General features: G+C 70.3%; 24 protein-coding genes and 1 riboswitch. Of the genes, 12 read left to right on the top strand and 12 right to left on the bottom strand.

Annotated elements, in window-relative coordinates:
• Window positions 1–409: 409 nt before the first annotated feature.
• Genes VGR06_RS41410 through VGR06_RS41400 form a run of 3 tightly spaced genes read right to left on the bottom strand, consistent with a single transcriptional unit; the run spans window position 410 to window position 2,886 of the window.
• The gene (locus VGR06_RS41410; protein WP_327564727.1) at window positions 410–1,375 is read right to left on the bottom strand and encodes an N-acetylglucosamine kinase; all 966 of its coding nucleotides are present in this window, start codon (window positions 1,373–1,375) and stop codon (window positions 410–412) included.
• The gene (locus VGR06_RS41405) at window positions 1,372–1,821 is read right to left on the bottom strand and encodes a helix-turn-helix domain-containing protein (protein WP_327564726.1); all 450 of its coding nucleotides are present in this window, start codon (window positions 1,819–1,821) and stop codon (window positions 1,372–1,374) included. The genes VGR06_RS41410 and VGR06_RS41405 overlap by 4 nt, the downstream gene beginning before the upstream one ends.
• A gap of 21 nt (window positions 1,822–1,842) precedes the next feature.
• Window positions 1,843–2,886 (bottom strand): SIS domain-containing protein, encoded by a 1,044-nt coding sequence (locus VGR06_RS41400; RefSeq protein ID WP_327564725.1) that lies wholly within the window; start codon window positions 2,884–2,886, stop codon window positions 1,843–1,845.
• Window positions 2,887–3,064: 178 nt separating this feature from the next.
• On the opposite strand from VGR06_RS41400, the gene VGR06_RS41395 reads away from it, so the two are divergent.
• Both VGR06_RS41395 and VGR06_RS41390 read left to right on the top strand, forming a co-directional pair.
• Window positions 3,065–3,817 carry a GntR family transcriptional regulator gene (locus tag VGR06_RS41395; protein ID WP_327564724.1) on the top strand — a complete coding sequence of 251 codons (753 nt, stop codon included), beginning with the start codon at window positions 3,065–3,067 and terminating at the stop codon, window positions 3,815–3,817.
• Between the two features lie 21 nt (window positions 3,818–3,838).
• Window positions 3,839–5,371 (top strand): MFS transporter, encoded by a 1,533-nt coding sequence (locus VGR06_RS41390; RefSeq protein ID WP_327564723.1) that lies wholly within the window; start codon window positions 3,839–3,841, stop codon window positions 5,369–5,371.
• Here the strand turns inward: VGR06_RS41390 and VGR06_RS41385 are convergent.
• On the bottom strand, window positions 5,352–6,296 hold the full coding sequence (locus VGR06_RS41385) for a threonine/serine dehydratase (RefSeq protein WP_327564722.1): 945 nt from the start codon (window positions 6,294–6,296) through the stop codon (window positions 5,352–5,354). The two genes, VGR06_RS41390 and VGR06_RS41385, sit on opposite strands and share 20 nt — an antisense overlap.
• 129 nt (window positions 6,297–6,425) lie before the next feature.
• Here VGR06_RS41385 and VGR06_RS41380 point away from each other — a divergent pair, with 129 nt between their 5' ends.
• Both VGR06_RS41380 and VGR06_RS41375 read left to right on the top strand, forming a co-directional pair.
• Entirely contained in the window at window positions 6,426–7,055 is a 630-nt protein-coding gene (locus VGR06_RS41380; RefSeq protein ID WP_327564721.1) for a hypothetical protein, read from the top strand.
• A 206-nt stretch (window positions 7,056–7,261) separates the two neighbouring features.
• A complete protein-coding gene (locus tag VGR06_RS41375; protein ID WP_327564720.1) occupies window positions 7,262–8,404 on the top strand; it encodes a S1 family peptidase in 1,143 nt (380 codons plus the stop codon).
• 130 nt (window positions 8,405–8,534) lie between these two features.
• Here VGR06_RS41375 and thiE read toward each other — a convergent pair whose 3' ends face one another.
• Window positions 8,535–9,179 (bottom strand): thiamine phosphate synthase, encoded by a 645-nt coding sequence (gene thiE, locus VGR06_RS41370; RefSeq protein ID WP_327564719.1) that lies wholly within the window; start codon window positions 9,177–9,179, stop codon window positions 8,535–8,537.
• Window positions 9,180–9,206: 27 nt separating this feature from the next.
• Window positions 9,207–9,316, top strand: a riboswitch (TPP riboswitch).
• Here thiE and thiO point away from each other — a divergent pair.
• From thiO to VGR06_RS41355, 3 genes are all read left to right on the top strand, one after another.
• Window positions 9,305–10,372, top strand: coding sequence for a glycine oxidase ThiO (thiO, locus tag VGR06_RS41365; protein ID WP_327564718.1), 1,068 nt, complete (start codon window positions 9,305–9,307; stop codon window positions 10,370–10,372). (Overlaps the previous riboswitch by 12 nt.)
• Entirely contained in the window at window positions 10,372–10,572 is a 201-nt protein-coding gene (thiS, locus tag VGR06_RS41360) for a sulfur carrier protein ThiS (RefSeq protein WP_327564728.1), read from the top strand. The genes thiO and thiS overlap by 1 nt, the downstream gene beginning before the upstream one ends.
• Before the next feature lie 2 nt (window positions 10,573–10,574).
• Entirely contained in the window at window positions 10,575–11,330 is a 756-nt protein-coding gene (locus VGR06_RS41355) for a thiazole synthase (protein ID WP_327564717.1), read from the top strand.
• Here VGR06_RS41355 and VGR06_RS41350 read toward each other — a convergent pair.
• Genes VGR06_RS41350 through VGR06_RS41335 form a run of 4 tightly spaced genes read right to left on the bottom strand, consistent with a single transcriptional unit; the run spans window position 11,327 to window position 14,029 of the window.
• Window positions 11,327–12,118 carry an ion transporter gene (locus tag VGR06_RS41350; RefSeq protein ID WP_327564716.1) on the bottom strand — a complete coding sequence of 264 codons (792 nt, stop codon included), beginning with the start codon at window positions 12,116–12,118 and terminating at the stop codon, window positions 11,327–11,329. The genes VGR06_RS41355 and VGR06_RS41350 overlap by 4 nt on opposite strands.
• Complete coding sequence (thiD, locus tag VGR06_RS41345; protein ID WP_327564715.1) at window positions 12,115–12,957, bottom strand: bifunctional hydroxymethylpyrimidine kinase/phosphomethylpyrimidine kinase; 843 nt, start codon at window positions 12,955–12,957, stop codon at window positions 12,115–12,117. The genes VGR06_RS41350 and thiD overlap by 4 nt, the downstream gene beginning before the upstream one ends.
• A gap of 18 nt (window positions 12,958–12,975) precedes the next feature.
• The gene (locus tag VGR06_RS41340) at window positions 12,976–13,164 is read right to left on the bottom strand and encodes a DUF397 domain-containing protein (RefSeq protein ID WP_327564714.1); all 189 of its coding nucleotides are present in this window, start codon (window positions 13,162–13,164) and stop codon (window positions 12,976–12,978) included.
• Between the two features lie 16 nt (window positions 13,165–13,180).
• On the bottom strand, window positions 13,181–14,029 hold the full coding sequence (locus VGR06_RS41335; RefSeq protein ID WP_327564713.1) for a helix-turn-helix transcriptional regulator: 849 nt from the start codon (window positions 14,027–14,029) through the stop codon (window positions 13,181–13,183).
• Window positions 14,030–14,123: 94 nt separating this feature from the next.
• Here VGR06_RS41335 and VGR06_RS41330 point away from each other — a divergent pair, with 94 nt between their 5' ends.
• The 4 genes from VGR06_RS41330 (at window position 14,124) to VGR06_RS41315 (ending at window position 17,474) form a co-directional block, all read left to right on the top strand.
• Complete coding sequence (locus VGR06_RS41330) at window positions 14,124–14,381, top strand: hypothetical protein (RefSeq protein WP_327564712.1); 258 nt, start codon at window positions 14,124–14,126, stop codon at window positions 14,379–14,381.
• A 141-nt stretch (window positions 14,382–14,522) separates the two neighbouring features.
• Window positions 14,523–14,915: a hypothetical protein gene (locus VGR06_RS41325; RefSeq protein ID WP_327564711.1), complete on the top strand. Its 393-nt coding sequence runs from the start codon at window positions 14,523–14,525 to the stop codon at window positions 14,913–14,915.
• The gene (locus VGR06_RS41320) at window positions 14,915–15,535 is read left to right on the top strand and encodes a DUF3558 domain-containing protein (RefSeq protein ID WP_327564710.1); all 621 of its coding nucleotides are present in this window, start codon (window positions 14,915–14,917) and stop codon (window positions 15,533–15,535) included. The genes VGR06_RS41325 and VGR06_RS41320 overlap by 1 nt, the downstream gene beginning before the upstream one ends.
• A gap of 1,207 nt (window positions 15,536–16,742) precedes the next feature.
• Entirely contained in the window at window positions 16,743–17,474 is a 732-nt protein-coding gene (locus VGR06_RS41315; protein WP_327564709.1) for an ESX secretion-associated protein EspG, read from the top strand.
• Window position 17,475: 1 nt separating this feature from the next.
• On the opposite strand, the gene thiC is transcribed toward VGR06_RS41315, so the two are convergent.
• On the bottom strand, window positions 17,476–19,122 hold the full coding sequence (gene thiC / locus VGR06_RS41310; RefSeq protein WP_327564708.1) for a phosphomethylpyrimidine synthase ThiC: 1,647 nt from the start codon (window positions 19,120–19,122) through the stop codon (window positions 17,476–17,478).
• 173 nt (window positions 19,123–19,295) lie between these two features.
• Between thiC and VGR06_RS41305 the strand changes: the two genes are divergently transcribed.
• Window positions 19,296–19,964: a hypothetical protein gene (locus tag VGR06_RS41305; RefSeq protein ID WP_327564707.1), complete on the top strand. Its 669-nt coding sequence runs from the start codon at window positions 19,296–19,298 to the stop codon at window positions 19,962–19,964.
• On the opposite strand, the gene VGR06_RS41300 is transcribed toward VGR06_RS41305, so the two are convergent.
• Window positions 19,961–20,224 carry a LysE family transporter gene (locus tag VGR06_RS41300; RefSeq protein ID WP_327564706.1) on the bottom strand — a complete coding sequence of 88 codons (264 nt, stop codon included), beginning with the start codon at window positions 20,222–20,224 and terminating at the stop codon, window positions 19,961–19,963. The two genes, VGR06_RS41305 and VGR06_RS41300, sit on opposite strands and share 4 nt — an antisense overlap.
• Window positions 20,221–20,562, bottom strand: coding sequence for a LysE family translocator (locus VGR06_RS41295; protein WP_327564705.1), 342 nt, complete (start codon window positions 20,560–20,562; stop codon window positions 20,221–20,223). The genes VGR06_RS41300 and VGR06_RS41295 overlap by 4 nt, the downstream gene beginning before the upstream one ends.
• Window positions 20,563–21,016: the final 454 nt, after the last annotated feature.

Raw genomic sequence — 21,016 nt, 5'->3', positions numbered from 1 at the left:
ACCAACGAGGCTCCCCGCTCCAACTGATGATCTTCGACAATCACCAGTCCTAGCGCGGAGCCTCGTTGCCCGTCAGCTCACCACGCCGATCACCCACCAACCGTGATCAACACTCACCCCGGCTTAAAGTCCCTGGCATTGTCATGGAACGTCCTGAAGGCGTCCTTCAGGACACCGGGCAGCGTCCCGCTGGTCTCATCTGCCACACCAGCCCCGGCTCCCTGATCAAGATCCACAACTCCCTCCAACGGAGCCACACTCGACAGCGATCATGCAGGTGAACCGCTCCGGTGTACCGCCGGCAACACCAGCCGCACCATGACCCGGTGTCGTGCGGACGTGATCAGGCCAGCGCCAACTGAGCCCTTCAAGTCCCTGGCATTGACGTTGAGTGTCCTGAAGGCGGCCTTCAGGGCATCGGTCGAGGTGCCTCCGGGCCGAGCACCTCCAGCGCGGCGAGCCAGGCCGCGCCCGCCGCGGCCTCCGCGGCGTCCAGCACCGGCCCCTCCGACTGGGCGGTGAGCGCGGCGCGCAGCGCCTCGCCGACCGGGGTGCCGACGCCGGCCACGCTGCCGATCAGCACGAGCGGGGTGCGTTCGGCCGGGGCGCGGACGGCGTGCAGCAGGTCGATCAGGGTCGCGGCGGCAGCGTCGACGATCTCCTTGGCGGCCGGGTCGGCCGTGGCGTACGTGCTGACCAGCGCGGCGAACCGGGCGAGCCGAATCGGTGGCTCGGCGTTGGCCGCGGTGATCAACCGGGCGTAGTACCGCTCCCGCCAGCCGGGATCGGTGTCCAACTCCCCGGGCAGGGCCTCGGCCAGCACGGCGGTGGCCAGCGGGCCGATGCCGGCCTGCGAGCGCAGCGCGTGCAGCGTGGCCCGGACCGCCTCGCGGCCGATCCAGAACGCCGAGCCCTCGTCACCGAGCAGCCAGCCGTGCCCGCCGGCCACGGTTCCCCTGCGCCGCGCCGCGATCCGGACCGCGATCGAGCCGGTGCCGGCCACCAGCACGCTGCCGTCCGGCTCACCGGTCGCCGACGCGTACGCCACCTCCGCGTCCGACACGCTGGTCACCGTGCAGCACAGCCCGATCCCGGCGAGCGCGCTGTCGAACTCCCGGCCCACCGCCGGGTCGCTCAGCTTGCTCACCCCGGCCAGGCCCAGCACGCAATGCCGGGCGGTGCCGGGATCCCGCGACCCGAACGCCGCCGCGACCGCCTCGGCCACCCGGCCCGCGGCCACCGGCGGCGGGTGCGAGTTGGGGTTGGCCCCGCCCGCGGCACCCCGGCCGAGCACCGTGCCGTCCAGGCTCATCACCAGCGCCCGCGTTGACGTGCCGCCCACGTCCACCCCGACCACGCAGCCGTCCGGCGTCACCCCGGCCCCGCCGGCTGCATCGTCACGTGCTCGCTGGTGAGCGCGCCCTGGCAGTGCGCGCAGTGCACCTCGGCGTGCGTGGACCGGCCACAATCCTTGTGCCACAAGGTGATCGGCGGCGCCGACGGGTCGCCGAGCCAGCGGTCGCCCCAGTGGATGATCGCCGCCAGCGCGGGGAAGAAGTCCTGGCCCATCTCGGTCAGCACGTATTCATAGCGCGCCGGCCGCTCCTGGTAGCGCACCCGGTTCAGCAGCCCGGCGCCGACCAGCCGGTCCAGCCGCTCGGTCAGCGTGTTCCGTGCGATCCCCAGCGACTCCTGGAACCGGTCGAACCGCGTCACCCCGTAGAACGCCTCGCGCAGCACCAGAAGCGTCCACTGGTCACCGAGCAGGTCCATGGTTCTGGCGATCGAGCACGGCCACCTGGCGAACGAGGTGCGTCTCATGACCCGGCAGTGTAGGGATTCTCACCGCGTGCGGGTGACCTTCCGCAGTCCCCGCGGCCGGTCCGGATCCCCGCCACGCGCCAGCGACAGCGCCAAAGCCAGTTGCTGCAACGGAAGCACCTCCAGAATCGGCGCCACCTCCTCGGCCGTGCGCGGCACCTCGATGCGCAGACCGGCGTCCACGTCCGCGGCGGCCGACCCGACCGCGAGCACGTCCGCGCCGCGCTCCCGCACCGCGGCCACCACGTCCCGCATGGCCTCCCCGCCGCGTCCCGCAGACGTCACCGCCAGCACCCCGGTCTCCGCGTCGATCGCGGCCACCGGGCCGTGCAGCAGGTCCGCGCCGCTGTACGCCCGGGCGGCCAGGTAGCTGGTCTCGGCCAGCTTCAGCGCGGCTTCGGCGGCGGTGGCCGACGAGTAGCCCCGGCCGGTGGTCACGACGCGCTCGACGAACCGGTAGTGGTCGACCGCCTCGCGCACCGGGTCCGCCGCGCCGGCCAGCGTCCGCTCGGCCAGCTCGCCGATCTCCGCGACCGCTTCGCCGGTGCCGCCCCGCACCGCGTCGATCAGCAGGTACAGCGCGATGAGGCTGGCGGTGTAGGTCTTCGTGGCGGCCACGGCCAGCTCGGTGCCCGCGCCGATGTCCACGGCCAGCTCGGTGACCTCGTTCAGCGGTGAGTCCGGCGTGTTGGTGACCGCGACGGTGAGCGCGCCCCGCCGCCGGGCGGCCCGGGTCGCCTCCACCAGGTCGGGTGAACCTCCGCTCTGGCTCACGGTCACGAACAGCACCCCGGTCAGGTCCGGCTCCGCGCCGTACAGCGTCGTCGTGGACGGCGAGGCGAGCCCCGCTGGCAGCTGCAGCAGCACCTCGATCAGGTATTTCGCATACAGCGCGGCATGATCACTCGAGCCGCGCGCGGCCAGCACGGCGAACCGCGGCGCGCGCCGGTCGATCACCTCGGCCACCCGCGCGATCTCCGCGCGGCGCTCGGCGACGGAGGCAAGTACGGTCGGCTGCGCGACGATCTCGCTCCGCATCCGCTCGCCGGGCAGCGGTCCGGTCATGGGCAAAGCCTCCTTGGCAGATCTTCAGGTCTAGACCAATATTAACGGAGCGTTCCCGCTGACGGCCCGTTACCGGCCGCTATGCGGGCCGTTACAGATGTGACGAATGGGTGCGGCGTGATCGCTTCTGTCGGCGACGGCAGGCATTCTGTACCTGGGAGCCGTTCGAGGAGGAGCAATGCTCGACACGTCGACAAGCGAGGCGCACGACACCCTGACCCGGGTGCAGCGGGAGCCGAAGTACTGGGGGCTGAAACGGCATCTGCTCGAGGTGCTCAGCTCGCTGCCGCCGGGCTCCCCGATTCCCACCGAGCGCTCGCTGGCCGCCCAGTTCGACGTGTCCCGTACGACCGTCCGCCAGGCCCTCGCCGAGCTCACCGTCGAGGGGCGGCTGCTTCGCGTGCAGGGCAAGGGAACCTTCGCCGCCGAGCCGAAGGTGGCGCAGCGGCTGCAGCTGTCCTCCTACACCGAGGACATGCGGGCGCAGGGCCGCGAGCCGTCGTCGAAACTGCTCGACGTGGCGGAGTTCCCCGCCGACCCGGAGCTCGCCCGGCTGCTGGCCATCCGGCAGGGCGCCAAGATCCTCCGCCTGCAGCGGCTCCGCCTGGCCGACGGCGAGCCGATGGCCATCGAGACCACGCACCTGCCGCTGTCCCGGTTCCGCGGCCTGCGCAAGTACGTGACCAGCGGCTTCTCCCTCTACCAGGTGCTGCGCGAGAAGTTCGACGTGGAGATGGGGCACGCCGAGGAGACCATCGAGACCGCGCTCGCCGGCCCGCACGAGGCCGACGTGCTCGGCGCCGACGTCGGCATGCCGATGCTGCTGCTGTCCCGGCAGACCTTCGACACCGAGGAGCGACCGGTGGAATGGGTGCGCTCGGTCTACCGCGGTGACCGGTACAAGTTCGTCGCCACGCTGAACCGGCCGTGAGCGAGCTTGCGAGGTGACGCCGTGACGACGCCCGCGGCCAACGGCGGCGTGGTCCAGTGGGGGACGCCCACCGCGCGCTGGGTGCTGCTCACCACGATCCTCGGCTCCGGGATGGCGTTCCTGGACAGCACGATCATCAACGTGGCGCTGCCCAAGATCGGTGAGGAGCTGGACGCCTCGGTCGCCGGCCTGCAGTGGATCCTCGACGGCTACATGCTGGCGCTGGCCGCGCTGATCCTGATCGCCGGCTCGCTGGGGGACCGGTACGGCCGGCGCAAGGTGTTCACCCTCGGCGTGGCCTGGTTCGGCGCCGCGTCCGTGCTGTGCGGCGTGGCCCAGTCCACGTGGATGCTGGTCGCCGCCCGGGTGCTGCAGGGCATCGGCGGCGCACTGCTGACGCCGGGCTCGCTGGCGATCATCCAGTCCGCGTTCGTGCGCGAGGACCGGGCCCGGGCGATCGGCGCCTGGTCCGGGCTCGGCGGGATCGCCGGTGCGGTCGGCCCGCTCGTCGGCGGCCTGGTCGTGCAGGCGTGGTCGTGGCGGCTGGCGTTCCTGATCAACGTGCCGCTGGCGGTCGTGTGCTTCGTGGTGGCCCGGCGGCACGTGCCGGAGTCCTGTGACCAGACCATGGGTGGGCGCCCGGACGTGCTGGGCTCCGTGCTCGGCGCGCTGGGGCTGGCCGGCCTGACCGCCGCGCTGGTGGAGGCGCCGGGCCGGGGCGCGGGCGACCCGGTGGTGCTCGCCGCCGGCATCGTCGGCGTGCTCGCCCTGGCCGGGTTCGTCGTCCTGCAAACGCGCCAGCACGACCCGCTGGTGCCGCCGGACGTGTTCGCCGACCGCACCTTCGTGGTGGCCAACGCGCTGACCTTCGTGGTGTACGCGGCGCTCGGTGGCGTGATGATGCTGTTCGTCATGCAGCTGCAGGTGTCGCTGGGCTACTCGCCGACGGTGTCCGGCATCTCCGGCCTGCCGATCACGATCATCCTACTGCTGCTCTCCGCGCGCTCCGGCAAGCTCGCCCAGCGGTTCGGCCCGCGTCCCTTCCTGGTGGCCGGCCCGATCGTGATCGCGTTCGGCATGGTGCTGCTGACCCGGGTCGCGCCCGGCGCGTCGTACCTGGGCAGCGTGCTCCCGGCGGTGACCGTCTTCGGTCTCGGGCTCGCCTGCGTGGTCGCCCCGGTCACCGCCACGGTCCTGGCCTCCGCCGAGGACCGGCACGCCGGCGTGGCCTCCGGGGTGAACAACGCCATCGCCCGCACCGGCGGCCTGCTCGCCGTCGCCGTCCTGCCCGCGGTCGCCGGCCTCACCGGCGACTCCTACACCGACCCCACCGCGCTCACCGCCGGCTGGCGCATCGCGATGTGGGTCTGCGCCGGCCTCTGCGCCCTCGGCGGCCTGCTGGCCCTGGGCATCCGCAACGACGTGCTCGCCGCCGAACCGACCCCGGCCGAGGTCCCCGAGTCACCCCGCCCCGGCGAGTGCTTCCATTGCGGCGTCGAGGGTCCACCGGTCCACGTCGAGCCGGTGCACAACGTCAGGCCGTCAGCCGCCTGAGCAGATCCGGTTCGATGTTGCCGCCGGAGACGACCGCGACGGTGCGCCCGGCCGGCAGGTCCGCGCCCCGGTTGAGGTAGGCGGCCGTGGTCACCGCCCCGCTGGGCTCCGCGATCAACCGGGACCGGCGGGCCAGAATCGTGACCGCGGCGAGCATCTCGTCCTCGCTGACCGTGACGATGTCGTCGACGAACTTGCGCAGGTGGGCGAAGGTCAGCTCGGACGGCTCGGACTGCAGGCCCTCGGCGACCGTCCGCGCGCGTTGCTCCGGCGCCCAGTGCACCAGCTCGCCGGCCGCCAGGCTGTCCCGCGCGTCCGCGCTCAACTCCGGTTCCACACCGACCACCCGGACGCCGGGGCGCAGCGCCTTGACCGCGGTCGCGATGCCGGAGATCAGCCCGCCGCCGCTGACCGGCACGAGCACCAGGTCGACGTCCGGCAGATCCTCGACGACCTCCACCCCGATCGTGCCCTGACCGGCGATGACGTCCCGGTGGTCGAACGGCGGAACCAGCACCGCACCGCGCCGTTCGGCGATCTCGGCCGCGACGGATTCCCGTTCGGTCAACGGAACCACAACGACTTCCGCCCCCAGCGCGCGAGTCGCCTCGATCTTGACCGGCGCCGCGTTGTCCTGCACCACGATGACCGCCGGAATCCCGAGCGCCCGCGCCGCATAGGCGACCGCCTGACCGTGGTTCCCGCTCGAGTACGTCACCACGCCGCCGACGTCCGGCCCCAGCCTGGCGATCGCGTGGTACGCCCCGCGGATCTTGAACGCGCCGACCGGTTGCAGGTTCTCCGGCTTGAGCCACAGTGGCCGCCCCGCCTCCGCCCACGTGCACGGCAGCAGCGGCGTCCGCACCGCCGTCCCCCGGATCATCTCGGCCGCCGCACGGATCTCGTCAATCGTCACCAGGTCCACCCTCCCAGTGTGCCGCACGCCCAACTGTCCACAGTGGACTAATTGGCGTGGCGGTGCTCACCCGCGGCCAACCCAGAGCCGGCCGCCCGCGTCACCACGACGGGAAGGACCTTCGACCCGGAAAGGATCATGAGCAAGAAACGCGAAACCGGCTTCACCCTCCAGGTCATCACCAGCGGCCTCGCGGCGATCACAGCGGCGCTGCTCGGCTCCACCCTCGGTGTGGCCGGCACTGTGCTCGGCGCCGGCGTCGCCAGCGTGGTGACCACCATCGCGGCCGCGGCCTATGCCCGGTCCATTCAGCACACCCGAGCCCGCGTCCGGCTGGCCCAAGCCAAGGTCATCGGACGGGCGAACGAGTCGCAACCCGACGGCGACACCGAGTCGAGTGAGAATGAGGGCCAACCGCGCCGTCTCAGCCGGCCGGCCCTGATCGTGGCCACCGGGCTCGCCTTCGCCCTCGGCATGCTCGCTATCACCGGCTTCGAGTGGATCTCCGGTCACCCGGTCTCCGGTGGGCAGGGCACGACCATCGGGGGCATCATCCGGCCGCAACGCGGGCCCACACCGGTCGAGCGACCGAGTCCGGCGAGCACGACGACGTCCGTGCCATCAACGGTCACCAGCACGACCCCGTCACCGCCGGCCACGGATCCGACAACCTCGACGACGCCACCGACCAGCGTGCCGAGCACGGAACCGCCGGTCACGACCACAACGCCGACCGGGTCGCCCAGCGCATCCGTCCCCCCGCATTGATCACCATGGGTAGTCAAGCCAGGGGAGATGTGACAACTGTTCCCCCCGATCGGACCCTTCCGTAACAGGACGACTACACATAGGTTCACCGTTGGAGGGTCACCCAAAAGGGTGGCGTTCCGTTAGTCCCTCTACACCAAAGGGAGCGTGGACCGGACATTCCCGACGCTCCCCATGGCCCTGCAACCCAACGAGGGAGACCGCAGATGAACCGATTGAATGTCGCCCGGCTGGCCGGCGTCGCCGTCCTGGCTGCCGGTCTGGCCACGTCCCTGACCACCCCCGCCGCCGCGGCTCCCCAGGCCGCCGCGAACGTCGGCATGCTCCAGGCCCTGCAGCGTGACCTGGGCCTGTCCGCCGACGCCGCGCTGGCGCGGGCCGCCCAGGAGAACACCGCCGCCCTGGCCGAGCAGGCCCTGACCCCGCGCCTCGGCGGCTCGTTCGGCGGCGCCTGGTTCGACAGCGCCTCCGGCAAGCTCGTGGTCGCCGTCACCGACGCGTCCCGGGTGAACGAGGTCCAGGCCGCCGGCGCGACCGCCAAGGTCGTGCAGCGCAGTGCCGCGCAGCTCGATGCCGTCAAGGCGGCCATGGACCAGAAGTCCACGTCCGCACCCGCCTCGGTGACCGGCTGGTATGTCGACCAGACCACGAACTCGGTGGTGGCGTCGGTCGCCGGCTCCGACGCGGCCGGTGCGGCCTGGGCGGCCAGCCAGGGTGCCCGGGTCGAGAGCGTCGCGCAGGCCCCGAGGCCGCTGTGGAACCTGATCGGCGGCCAGGCCATCCGCAACAGCCAGGCCCGCTGCTCCATCGCGTTCAGCGCCCGGGCCGGGAGCACCCGCTACATCATCACCGCGGGTCACTGCGGTGAGCTCGGTGGCACGTGGAGCGGTTCCGGCGGGACGATCGGCCCGGTGGCCTCGTTCTCGTTCCCCGGCAACGACTACGCGATCATCCAGGTGACCTCGTCGGCCGCGGTGCAGACCGCGCTGGTCGACCGGTTCTCCTCGGGCAGCGACGTGACCGTGGCCGGCTCCAGCCAGGCGGGTGTCGGCTCGAGCATCTGCCGCTCCGGCTCCACCACGGGCTGGCACTGCGGCACGATCCAGGCCAACAACCAGACCGTGAACTACGGCGGCGGCGACATCGTCGGCGGACTGACCCGCACCTCCGTGTGCGCCGAGCCGGGTGACTCCGGCGGCGCCTACGTCTCGCCGAACGGCGCGACCCGCGTGCAGGCGCAGGGCATCACCTCCGGTGGCTCCGGGAACTGCAGCACCGGTGGCACCACCTTCCACCAGCCGGTCAACGAGGTGCTCAGCCGCTTCGGGCTGACCCTGGTCACCGGCTGACGAAGAGCAATACCGGTGTCCTGAACTCCCCCCAGGACACGGCGGCGGACGAGCTGAACCCTGCCAGCTCGTCCGCCGCTTGCTGCCATGAATGCCTCATTCACTGCATCCAGTGCACTGAATGAGGCATTCATCGCAGTGCACCCCTGATCAGCTCAGCGGCCCTCCGCGGGTCCGCAGCCTCGGTGATCGCCCGCACCACCACGACCCGCGTCGCTCCGGCCGCCGCAACCTCCGGCACCCGAGCCAGATCGATGCCGCCGATGGCGAACCACGGCCGGTCCGGCGCTGTCTGGGCGGTGGCGCGTACGAGGTCCAGGCCGGGGGCGGGCCGGCCGGGCTTGGTCGGGGTCGGCCAGCACGGGCCGGTGCAGAAGTAGTCGACGCCCGGTTCGGTCATGGCCGCGGTGGCCTGCCGGGTGTCGTGGGTCGAGCGGCCGATCACGATGTCGTCGCCGAGAATCCGGCGGGCCCAGGGCACCGGGAGGTCGTCCTGGCCGAGGTGCAGCACGTCGGCGTTCGCGGCGAGGGCGACGTCGGCGCGGTCGTTCACCGCGAGCAGTGTGCCGTGCCGGGCGCAGGCCTCGGCGATGATCTCCAACGCGGCCAGCTCGGGGCCGGCTTCGAGGTTCTTCTCCCGCAACTGCACGATGTCCACGCCGCCGGCCAGCGCGGCGTCGACGAACTCCGCGAGGTCGGGGCGCAGGCCCGTGCACAGGTAGAGGCGCGCGCCGGCGAGGCGCTGTCGGATCTGGTCGGCGTCGAGTCCCGGCACGGGGCAACGTTATGCGCTACCGTGGCGGTTGGTGCGCACGGGAGCCCGGAGGAACCGGGCTGAGAGGGGATCCGCCGATCCCGACCGTCGAACCTGATCCGGGTCATGCCGGCGCAGGGAGCGAGATGAGCGACGAGATCACCATCATCGGCGGCGGGGTCATCGGGTTGTCCGTGGCCTGGCGGCTGGCGTCGGCCGGGTTCGGATCCGTGCGGGTCGTCGACCCGGCCCCGGCCACCGGTGCGTCCTGGGTGGCCGGCGGCATGCTCGCCCCGGTCGCCGAGTCCGGACCGGGGGAGGAGGGTCTGCTGCCGCTCGGGCTTTCCTCGCTCGCCGCCTGGCCTTCGTTCGCGGCCGAGCTTCGCAAGCTGGGTGGCGACCCGGGCCTGTGTACCGAGGGGACGGTGGTCGCCGCGCTGGACGGCGCCGACGCGGCCGAGCTGGACACCCTCGCCACGCACCTTGCTCACCTCGGCCGGGAGGTCCAGCAACTGTCCGGCCGCGAGCTCCGCGCGCTCGAGCCGAGCATCGGGCCAAGTGTCCGAAGTGGACTGATGATCCCCGGCGATCTCGCCGTGGACAACCGCGAGTTGTTGCGCAGCCTGCAGAAGGCCGCGCACCAGTGCGGCGTCGAGTTCCTCGCCGCCTCGGCCCGCACCGTCCGGCCCGGCGCCGTCGAGCTGACCGACGGGTCCACTGTGGAATGTTCGGCGGCCGTCATCGCCGCCGGCGCCTGGAGTGGCCGCCTGCACCCCGCGCTGGCGCCGTTGATCCGGCCGGTCAAGGGCGAGATCCTCCGGCTGCGCGCCCGGCAAGGCGCCCTGCCGCCGCCCACCCGAACCGTGCGCGCGCTCGTCGAGTCGCGCCCGGTCTACCTGGTGCCGCGCACCAACGGCGAACTGGTGCTCGGCGCGACCCAGTACGAGGCCGGCTTCGACACCGAGGTGACCGTCCGCGGCGTCCGCGACCTCCTCGCCGACGCCGAGCGTGTCCTCCCCGGCCTGAGTGAATATGCCCTGGTCGAGTGCGCCGCCGGCCTTCGCTCCGGGAGCCACGACAACCTTCCCGTGATCCGCTGGCTCGAATCCGGCGTGCTCGCCGCAACCGGCCACCACCGCAACGGTTTCCTGCTCGCCCCGATCACCGCGGACACGGTGCTCGGCCTGCTCGGCAGCCGGAAGGGAGCGACATGATCGAAGTTCGGGTCAACGGCACGGACCGGGAGCTGGCCGACGCCAGCACCGTGGCCGATCTCCTTGCCGCGCTGGGCATCCAGCCGGCCGGGGTCGCGGTGGCGGTGAACGGAGTGGTCGTGCCGCGTGCCGAGCACGATCGGACGGTTCTCCCGGACGGCGCAAGCGTTGAGGTTCTGACCGCGGTGCAAGGAGGTTGACCATGGACGATCCGTTGATCATCGCCGGCCGGGAGTACGCGTCGCGGCTGATCATGGGTACCGGCGGGGCGGGGAACCTGGCCGTGCTGGAGCGCGCGCTGGTCGCCTCCGGCACCGAGCTGACCACCGTGGCCATCCGCCGGGTGGACGGCGCGGGCGGCTCCGGCGTGCTGGATGTGTTGCGGCGCCTGGGAATCGACCCATTGCCGAACACCGCGGGGTGCCACACCGCGGCCGAGGCGGTGCTCACCGCCCAACTCGCCCGCGAGGCCCTCGGCACGGACTGGATCAAGCTCGAGGTGGTCGCCGACGACCGCACCCTGCTGCCCGACCCGGTCGAGCTGCTCGACGCGGCGAACACGTTGGTGCGCGAGGGTTTCACCGTCCTCGCCTACACCAACGACGACCCGGTGCTCGCGCTACGCCTGGAGGAGGCCGGCTGCGCCGCGGTCATGCCGCTCGGCTCCCCGATCGGCACCGGCCTCGGCATCCGCAACCCGCACAACATCGAGCTGATCGTCGCCCGCGCCGGTGTCCCGGTCGTGCTCGACGCCGGCATCGGCACCGCCTCCGACGCGGCACTCGCCATGGAGCTCGGCTGTGCGGCCGTCCTCCTCGCGACGTCGGTGACCAGGGCCAACGACCCCGAGCGGATGGCCGCCGCGATGCGCAACGCGGTCGTCGCCGGCCGTCTGGCCCGCGCCGCCGGCCGCATCCCGCAGCGCTTCTGGGCGCAGGCCTCCAGCCCGCCCCGCTAAGCCCGCTCCTCGCGCAGCGCCCTGACCTCGTCCCGCAGCGCCCGGATCTCGTTCAACAGGACCTGGTCGGACTGAGCCTGCTGCTCCTCCATCTCCACGATCTCGTCGGTGCTCGCCTGCTCCATCCCGCTGACGATCACCGCGATGAGGATGTTCAGCACCGCGAGCGTGCACACCACGATGTAGATCACGAAGAAGATCCAGGCCAGGGGCTCCTTCGCCATGACCTCCCGGGCGATGTCCGGCCACCCCTCGCCGGTCATGGCCTGGAACAACGTGAACAGCGAGGTGCCGAGGTCGTCGAAGTAGTCCGGCGCGACCTGTCCGAACAGGTTGGTGGCCACCACGCCGGCGACGTAGATGATGAGCATGATCAGCGCGCCGACCGAGGCCATCCCCGGCAGTGCCCGGAGAATCCCGCTGGCGAGCCGGCGCATTCTCGGCAGAACCGACACCAGGCGCATGATGCGCAGCGCACGGAACGCCCGAAGCACCAGAAATGGTCCGGCGGTGGGAACGAATGCGATCCCCACCACGATGACATCGAACACGCTCCACGGGTCGGCGAAGAACCGAAATCCGTACGCGATGAATCGCAGCGCCAGCTCCACCACGAAGATCCCGAGCGCGATCCGGTCGACGGCGGTCAGCAGGTCGTGGCCCTGGTCAACGAACTTCGCCGAGGTCTCCAGACCCAGCGTGAGCGCGTTCACCACGATCACGACGGCGATGAACCGCTGGAAACGCCTGTCGTCGACGAACCGTTTGATCTGTGCGCGAGCGTTCACGCGCCCGATTGTTCACGATCATCGGGAGCGAGGCGCCAGAACGGTGACACCGGGCCAACCCCGCTGCCCAGCGGGTAAGCATTGCGCACCGACCGGGTGACGAACTCCTTGCCGAACCGCACCGCGGAGACCACGTCCGCACCCTTGGCCAGCGCCGAGGTGATCGCCGACGCCATCGTGTCGCCACCGCCGTGCGTGTGCCGGGTGTCCACCCGCTCCGCCGGCAGCTCGATGAACGTGACCCCGTCATACAGCAGGTCGACGCACTCCGGGTCGTCCCGCATGTGTCCACCCTTGACCAACGCCCACGCCGCCCCCAACTCCACCAGCGCGGCCGCCGCCGCCCGCTGGTCCTCCCCGTTGCGCACGTCGATCCCGGTCAGCAGCGCCACCTCGTCCAGGTTCGGCGTCACCACCGTCGCCCGGGGAAACAGATCCTCCCGCAGCGCCCGCAGCGCATCCTTGTGCAGCAACGGATCCCCATGCATCGACGCGGCCACCGGGTCCACCACGAACGGAATCCGCCCACCCCGCCCGATCCCCACCCCGTCACACGCCTTCGCCACCGCGGCAATAATGTCCGCATTAGCCAGCATGCCCGTTTTAGCCGCATTCACCCCGATGTCGGACGCGACGGTCTCGATCTGCGCCGCCACGACCTCCGCCGGGATCTCCACCACCCCGCTCACCCGCAACGAGTTCTGCACGGTCACCGCCGTCACCGCGGTCATCCCATGCACCCCGCACGCGAAGAACGTCCGCAGATCAGCCTGCAGCCCCGCGCCCCCGCCCGAGTCCGACCCGGCAATCGTCAACGCCCTCGGTGGAGCCTCCGCCATCCGCCCACCGTAACGCCCTTACCGCTCCCACCGGGACAGCAATGCCGCCCAGCTCACAGCGGGAATACTGAGGGCTGGCCCACCGGCGTTCTTGGAGTCCCGAACCCCGACCACCGGCCCGGCGAATGCCACCTCCACGCAGTTGGCGTTGTCGCTGCTGCGGCTGCTCTTGCGCCACCTCACCCCGGGCAGACCCAGCGCGTCCATGCCGCCGCCTCCTCATTCACTTGTGCTCGCCGGCTATCTCAGAGATCAACTCAAGGGACTCGGCCGGCTTCAGTGCCTCGTTCAGGATATTGCCGAGAGCGACACGGTAGGCCGCGATGTCTTCCTTCTCGTCCAGAAACATGCCGACGTGATGGTTCTCGAGGTAGACGAGACTGGGCTCCTCCGTGAACTCGAGACAGGCGAACGGACCGCGAAGCCCGGCGTGTGGCCCCACCCGCAAGGGCACCACACGCAGCGTGACGTTGGGGCGATCCGCGGACTCCATCAGGTGACGCAGTTGCCTGCGCATGACGCCGCTCTCCGCAATCGGGCGGTGCAACGCCCCCTCATCGATGACGGCAAGGAACTGGAGTTCCCGGCGGCTCAGCCCGGCCTGGCGTGCCATCCGCGACGCCACGAGTTTCTTCACTTCGGTGAGACTCAGCGTCTTGTTGATGGCTTTGATGATTGCTTCGGTGTACTCCGCGATCTGCAGCAGGCCGGGGACAAACATTGACTCGTAGTTCTGGATGCGGATGGCACGGGACTCAAAGTCGATCAATGCCTTCCACAGCTCCGGGAGGCCGAGGCCCTGACTTTCCCACCAGCCGCGCTCGCTCGATTTCCTTACCTGGTCGAGGATCTGCTCACGTTGCCGCTCCGGTATCCGGTACAGCCCAAGCATCGCCGCGACATCGTCCACGCGCAGCCCACGGCTACCCGTCTCCAGCCGGCTGACCTTGCTCGGCGACATGCCAAGCGCCTCCGCAACGGCCGCCCCGGTCAAACCGGCCTCCTCACGAAGCTGCCGCAACTGGATGGAAACCTGCCGAGACCGCACGCTCGGATTCGGATGGAGTGTCATGCGCCGAATGCTCTCGGCGCCGACATCAGTTACGCAATCACACGATAGGTCGGTCAGATTGCTGTCACCGCCGTCAACATGTCAGGTTACCGCCATGACCGACCAACTGGCCCAACTCGCCGCCGAAGTCCACCTCCACAAGCCCCGCCTCTTCGCGATCTACGGACTCCTCCGGAACTCCCCCTCCACCGCCGAACTCCTCCTCTGGGGCCTGTATTTCTCAACCCTCGACAGCCTCATCTACTTCGACGGCGAAACCCCCGAACTCCACCGCGCCTACACCCCCGAACGCCTCCTGGAGTTCTACCAACGCTTCGCCGACGCCCACCTAGAATGGTTCGACAACGACTAACCCCTACCAAGATTGCGTGGAAATTTGCGAATCGCTGCGGCAATCGCCGCCGCGTACCTGACCGTTGCCGCCTCGGCCGCACTGGCCCGATCCGGTGATTCTGGGTACACGCCCCGATGCGGTGCGCTACCGTGCTTGACCGTGGGACAAAACGAGCCCCTCGGCCAGGCCGGCTCGGGCATCTCGATGTACATCAGCTACCCCGACGGCGGCACCGGCAAGCTGACCATCGACCCCGACCACGTCGACGTCTTCGTCCGGTACCTGGAGCAGGCCCGGGAGAAACTGCGGGACATTTACCGGGACGGCCAAGGGATCGTGGACGTTGTTGAGGCGCCGGGGGAAGATCCGTTCAGCCCGATGGCGGTGTCGGATATCGTGCGGACAGCGGGCGGGGAACCGGGAGGTCTTCTGCGCTCCAACCTGCGTGCGCAGGAAGTGTTCCATGCGATCATCGACAACCTCCGGACCTCGCTCGCGGCCTACCGAGAGAACGAAGCTCTGGGTACCAGGCGATTCCAGGTTGATGGCTGATGAGCAGGCTACTTATCGTAGGGCTCGCAATGGCTGTGACTGCCACGGCGTGTGCCACGCAAGCGCCGGGACAGCCGATGCCGGCGCCCGGTGATACGAGCACACCGCCACCAACCTCGCCGTCGCACATCAGCAGCAAGGCCCCTCCGATCCACTCGGCTGAGTTGGATCTGGCCAGTTACGAGAGCCGGGTCTGTGACCTGCTCACCCTTGAGCAACTCGCGCCGTTCGCCATCTATGAGCCTGGCAAGCTGCAAGACAGTAGAACCGGGCCGACCTGCAAGTGGAATCCCTCGGATCCCTCCGCCGGGGCCCGGATCGACCTGCTCATCGTGAGCAAGTCGCAGGGCGGATGGGAGGGCGCCTACGACCGCCGTCGCGGGCTTGCGTTCTTTGAGGAGGCGGGGGAGATCAATGGCTACCCCGCGGTCCATTGGGATCGCGATGGCAATCACACCGCTGAAGGGATCTGCCAAACGACGGTCGGCGTCCGCCATGATCTGGTGTTCGATGTGGCGGCGTTCGTGAATGGACTTAGGTCGCCTGAGTACAAGGATGCGTGTTCGGTGTCGGACAAGGCTGCAAGCTTGGTGATCGACACGTTGAGGGGTGGTCGGTGATGGTTGACGTCGGTGGGGCGATCGGGTCGGTGCTGTTGTTGGGGATCGACGACGAGGTCACGTACAACTGGTTCCACAACGGGCGAGGGACGCAGGGTCTCGACAACACTGCAGACGGCTGGCGGATGGTCAGGGACGGTTATCGGGAGGTCCTGTTGCTGGTCGCGAAGGGTATGTCGGAGTCGAAGGCGGCGTGGACGGGTTCGGCCGCGGATGCCGCGCATGGCGCGATGTCTCCCGTGCAAGCGTGGGCTGAGCAGGCGCTGGACTCGGCGGTGACAGCGCAGGCGACGGTGATGGCGCAGAGCAGCGCGTTCTCGGATATCAAGGCACGGTTGTCGCCGCCGGTCGCGGTGCCGGACAAGCCGTGGTGGAACGATGTCTGGCCGGGCGACACCAACTACGACAAGGCGTTGCAGGCCAAGCAGGCCAACAGCATTCGCAATGTCGAGCTGGTGCGGCAGTACGGCGATCTCACGCGGGCCAACGGCGACAGCTACCCGCGGTTCGAGGAGCCGGTGGTGGTCACCACGGACGTCGCTCGAACTCCGGATGGACCGGTGCGGCCGTCCGACCCTGGTCAGGTGGAGTGGCCGGTGCCGCCCAAACCAACGCCTGCCTCGGGTGGGGACTCGCCGCCCGAGAGTCCCGAACCGCGCCCGCCGACACAATCTGGTCCGCCTCCGATCGAGACTGGCCCGTCTCCGAGCCAGCCGGGTTCAACTGTCTCCAGTGGACACTCAAGCTCTCCCGTGACGAGTTCTCCTTTGCCGGCGGGACAAGAGGCACCGGGCGGTCGGACTCCGATCGGTGGCGGGCCGTCCGCCGGTCTGGTCGGCGTGCCCGGCCCTGGGACGACCGGTGAACCGGGCTCCGGCGGCCGGGTTCCGTCGACCAGGACCGGAGAACCTGGCATTGGTGGGCGGAACGCAAGTGGTGGTCGAGGTCCCGAGGGTCGGCCCGGCGCGGATGGTCGGCTGGGCGGTGCTCCCGAGGGTGAGGCGAGGACTGGGCGTGCAGCGGCACCGGCTGGAGCGCGTGGTGGCCCCGGCAATCCTGGTGGGTTGGTCCCGCCAGGTGGCAAGTCGCAGGCCGCTGAGGACGAGGAGCACCGCAACAAGTTCGGGCCGGTCGACTGGCACGACGAGTTCTGGGATGACACGCCGCCGGTCTGCCCGCCGGTGATTGGTGCTGACGAGCCTCAGCCGTGATCATTCTGCGGCGGATCTCGCTGCCGTTTCCGAGCTTCCTCACCGGGTGGCTCGCTCTGGACCTGGGCGAGTTGCCGACGCCGCTGCTGCCCGGGCGACCCGTCGCGTTCGGGACGTCGCTTGCCGAGGTGACCGACCGGGCCTGGGCGGACCTGGCTGAGCGCGGGCTCGCCTCCGGGGACCGGCTCAGCGAGGCGTTCGAGGGCACGCTGCGCCTGCTGGCCACCGCGACCGTCCGCTACTACGCCTTCTTCCACGAAGGTGCCGGTGACACCCGGTCGGCGCTGGTCGCGGGCGCGGCGCTGGTCGCCACGGTCGACGGCGACACGGTCACGCTGCGGCCCAGGCGAGGTGTTCGCGGGCCGCAGGCGCTGGTCGACGAACTGCCCAGCATGCCGAAAGGGACGGGCGAGGCGCTGTCCGCGCCGGCCGACGAGCTGTCCCGGGCGCCAGGGATCGTCACGGCCGTGCGGCCCACCGGGACGGCGGCACGGATGCGGCGGCTGCTCGCCCAGCCGCGGACCGGCGGCGGTCAGCTTTACGTGTCCCGGCGAACCGCCGACGGTCATCACCGCGTCTGCGGCCGTCCGCTGTCCTATGTGGACGTCGCGGGCGGTCGCTACCTCGCCGTCGAGCATGAGGCACGCGATGGGAGCTGGTGGCGCACACTGGCACCGGCTGACCCGGCGCTGCTTGTCCAGCGCCTGCGCACGCTCCTTCCTGGATAGGTCAATCCACCACGGGCAGGTAGACGTGGTCGCCGTGGCGGTGGAACTCCTCGGACATCTCGCGCATGCCGGCGTCGAGTGCGTCCACTTCGGACAGGCTGTGTTCTGCGGCGTAGCGGCGGACGTCCTGGGTGATTTTCATGGAGCAGAACTTGGGGCCGCACATGGAGCAGAAGTGGGCGGTCTTGGCGGGTTCGGCCGGCAGGGTCTCGTCGTGGAAGGAGCGGGCGGTGTCCGGGTCCAGCGACAGGTTGAACTGGTCGACCCAGCGGAACTCGAAGCGGGCGCGGGACAGGGTGTCGTCCCAGTCCTGGGCGTGCGGGTGGCCCTTGGCGAGGTCCGCGGAATGCGCGGCGATCTTGTAGGTGATCACGCCGGTCTTCACGTCGTCGCGGTCGGGGAGGCCGAGGTGCTCCTTCGGCGTGACGTAGCAGAGCATCGCGGTGCCGGCCCAGCCGATCTGCGCTGCGCCGATGGCGGAGGTGATGTGGTCGTAGGCCGGTGCAATGTCCGTCGCAAGTGGACCGAGGGTGTAGAAGGGGGCTTCGCCGCACAGTTCGTCGCAGAGCCGGACGTTTTCGGCGATCTTGTGCATGGGCACGTGACCGGGGCCTTCGATCATCACCTGGACGTCGCGCGAGCGGGCGATGTAGGTCAGCTCGCCCAGGGTACGGAGCTCGGCGAACTGCGCCTCGTCGTTGGCGTCGGCGATGCAACCCGGCCGCAGCCCGTCTCCGAGTGAGAACGTCACGTCGTAGGAACGCAGAATGTCGCACAGTTCGGTGAAATGGGTGTAGAGGAAGCTCTCCCGGTGGTGCGCGAGGCACCAGGCGGCCATGATCGACCCGCCGCGCGAGACGATTCCGGTGATCCGGTTGGCGGTCAGCGGGACGTAGCGAAGGAGCACACCGGCGTGCACGGTCATGTAGTCGACACCCTGCTCGCACTGCTCGATGACGGTGTCCCGGTAGACCTCCCAGGACAGCCGGGTCGGGTCGCCGCCGACCTTCTCCAGGGCCTGGTAGATCGGGACGGTCCCGATCGGCACCGGCGAGTTGCGCAGGATCCATTCGCGGGTCTCGTTGATCCGTTTGCCGGTGGACAGGTCCATCACGGTGTCCGCGCCCCAGCGGGTGGCCCAGACCATTTTGTCGACTTCGTCCTCGATGGACGAGGACACCGCCGAGTTGCCGATGTTGGCGTTGATCTTGACGAGGAACCGCCGGCCGATGATCGCCGGTTCGGACTCGGGATGCCTGCGGTTGACCGGAATCACCGCGCGGCCGGCGGCCACCTCGGCACGCACCAGCTCGGGGTCCATGCCTTCGCGTGCGGCGCAGAACCGCATCTCCTCGGTGATCACGCCGGCCTTCGCGTAGGCGAGTTGGGTGACGGCGCCGTTCACCGGTTCCCGGGCGGTGATCCACGGTTCGCGCAGCCGCGGCAGTCCATTGTGGACATCGATGGTCGCGTCCGGGTCGGTGTACGGGCCGGACGTGTCGTACAGGTCGAAATGCTCCCCGTTGGTCAGGTCCACCCGGCGCATCGGCACCCGGAGACCGCCGTGCTCCCGGTAGATCTTGTGCGAACCGGTGATCGGCCCGGTGGTCACGCTGGGACGGACGGAGCGGTCAGAAAGAGCGGTCATGCGGACTTCCTCCCTACGCCGGCATTACCCGGTCAGGTTCAGGCGGTCGGCGGCGCCGGGTCCGGTGTGACCCAACCGCCCTCTCAGCCCGCTACGGCGCGAGCTCCCGCGTGCTGTTCAGTTGGCAAACCCGACGATAGTCATGGTTGCCGCGATGCCGCCAGGGGGACGAGATGACCAAGGCGGCGTACCTTTCGGGAATGGGCCTGCCTGCGCCGTTCCCGCCGGGTGGCCGGCGTGTGCCCAGGCCCGAGGCGCCCGTGCCCTGCTCGAACTGCGGCGAGCTGGTCGGTCGCGGCTACCCGGAGTGCGCCATCTGTGCCGAGCGGATCGACGACCTCTGGTGGGCCGACTGGCGGGCGCTGCTGGACGCCGAACGGGTCCAGACGGGTACCGACGAGGAGCGCGCGCTGGCCGAACGGGTGCGCGCCGCCAGCGTGGGCGCGTTCCCGTGGACCTGCGTCGACTGGGCGCTGTGGCTGCTGACCTGCACGGTCTGCGGCGGCCAGGTCGGCTCCGGCGACCTGGGCTGCGTGGACTGCGCTGCGGCGGACGGCGCCCGCTGGGCGTGGGACCACCAGGCCCTCCCGGTCGCGATGACGCCCAACGAGCACGCGCTGCGGGTGGCCGTCGCCGGCCTGCGCGCGCCGCACCGGCACCGCGATGTGGCGGTCGCCGGCTGGCGGCTGGCCCTGCCATTCCTGTTCGCCGGCGAGCTACCGACCACCAAGCAGGCGCAGCGTATCCGCGCGCTCCTGCTGGCCGGCCGCTACGCCGAACTCGCCCGCTGCAGGGACTTCTGCGCCATGGCCCACCTGCCCGACCTGCCCTGGCGGTCCTAAGCGGACTCGACGGCCAGCCGGACGCCGAGCCCGATCAGCACCGCGCCGGAGACCCGTTCCAGCCGGCGGCGAACCACGCTTCGCCGCAGCCACCCCAGGATCCGGGTGAGCAGCGCGACGATCAGCAGGTACCACACGGTGTCCACGACCACCCACAGCGCGGCCAGCGCTACCAGCGCCCAGCGCGGGCTGCCCGGCGCCACGAACTGAGGCAGGAACGAGATCGCGAACACGGCGAGCTTCGGGTTCGCCAGGTTCACCAGCAGCCCGGCCCGAAACCCCGAGCCACGGGTCGGCGCGGCCTGCTCCACCCGGTGCCGGCCGAACAATGCCCGCGCACCGAACCCAACAGCACGAGCACGCCGACGATCCGCAGCGCTTCGTAGGCCACCTCGGACGCCAACAGCAGCACGGACAGCCCCAGCGCGGCGGTGGTCGCCCAGACCGCGACGCCAGCCTCCATCCCGGCCACGGTCGCCAGCGCCCCACGCCGCCCGCCCCGCACCGACTGCTTGATCAGCATGGCGGTGCCCACCCCGGGCACCATCGCGAGCAGCAGCGAGGCGGGCAGGAAGGCGAGCAGTCCGGACCAGGTCATGGGGTGCATGGTGCGGGCAGGCCGGGGTGCGGGGCCAGCGGGTTTCGACATGCCCTGAAGGCCGCCTTCGGGGCGTTGAGTGTCAGTGCCTCGGACTTGAGGCTTGATGTGAGCGTGGGCCTTGGTGCAGTGGTGCAGTGGTCGGCTGTTTGTGCGTCGGTGATCTGTGCTGATCGTCCGACCGGTCGTGCTGTTGGCGCAGTGCCGGTCCGGTGCCGGGTAGGACGGGACCAGGCCATGATCGCTGTTGGGTGGGACTCTTTCGGAGAGGGTTGTGGATCTTGATCGGGTGGTCGGGGTTGGTGTGGCAGGTGGGGCGTTGGTCGGTGTCCTGGCTCAGAAAGTAACGGAGCCGACCACCCGGCTGACGGTCGCCGAACGGTAAAGTCGCAGGTGACTGAAGACGGCGCGCGGCCACAGCGCCCGGCATGCCGCGCAAGGCCAAAAGGGGCGC

The sequence above is a fragment of the Actinophytocola sp. genome, assembly GCF_036002505.1.
GTDB lineage: Bacteria > Actinomycetota > Actinomycetes > Mycobacteriales > Pseudonocardiaceae > DASYTH01.
Note: the sequence above shows the minus strand (reverse complement) of the source record. Positions and strands in the feature narration are given on the sequence as shown.